Annotated in this window: 2 protein-coding genes; both read left to right on the forward strand. The window is 32.8% G+C overall.

Annotated elements, in window-relative coordinates; genetic code table 11:
• Positions 1-181: hypothetical protein (locus ACF91D_RS31570; protein ID WP_392438669.1), on the forward strand; the 181-nt coding region annotated here is incomplete at its 5' end.
• 22 nt (positions 182-203) lie between these two features.
• Positions 204-543: hypothetical protein (locus tag ACF91D_RS31575; RefSeq protein WP_392438670.1), on the forward strand; the 340-nt coding region annotated here is incomplete at its 3' end.

Raw genomic sequence — 543 nt, forward strand, 5'->3', positions numbered from 1 at the left:
AAAAGAAGATTGGGACGAATTTAGAGAAGAACACGACCGACGACTTAGATCCGAGCGAGAACGAAGAGAAAATGAGCGCATTAATGCAGAGAATGAAAGACTTAGAAGACAAAGAGAACAAGAGAGTCGAACAACACAATCAGTTAATAAAAAAGATAGAGGAATCGACCTCCACCTTTAATCAAGCAAGCGATGACTTGCATGTGAGATATAAATCAGTAGCTAACGCATATTTAAATAAAATAAATACCGATAATCAAGAACAAGACTTTCAAAAAGCCCTAGATAATAAGTTTAAAAAGATAGATAACAATACAAAAACACTTATGAATGGGGTAATCGAAAGTAATAAGCAGACAAGAACAGAAATACAAGAATATAAAAAAACACTTGAAGGTAAATTTCAAGATAACGATAAGCTGGTAGGTAAATACAACAAAACGTTAAGTAAAATGAATCAAGGTATATTTTCTTTGTTTTTTGTTGTTTTGATTGTCTCTTTGGTATCGATAGTAACTGGACCGATAGGCGATATATTAATGC

It is taken from the genome of Staphylococcus sp. 231237_7MaSpsaltlick (assembly GCF_043107035.1).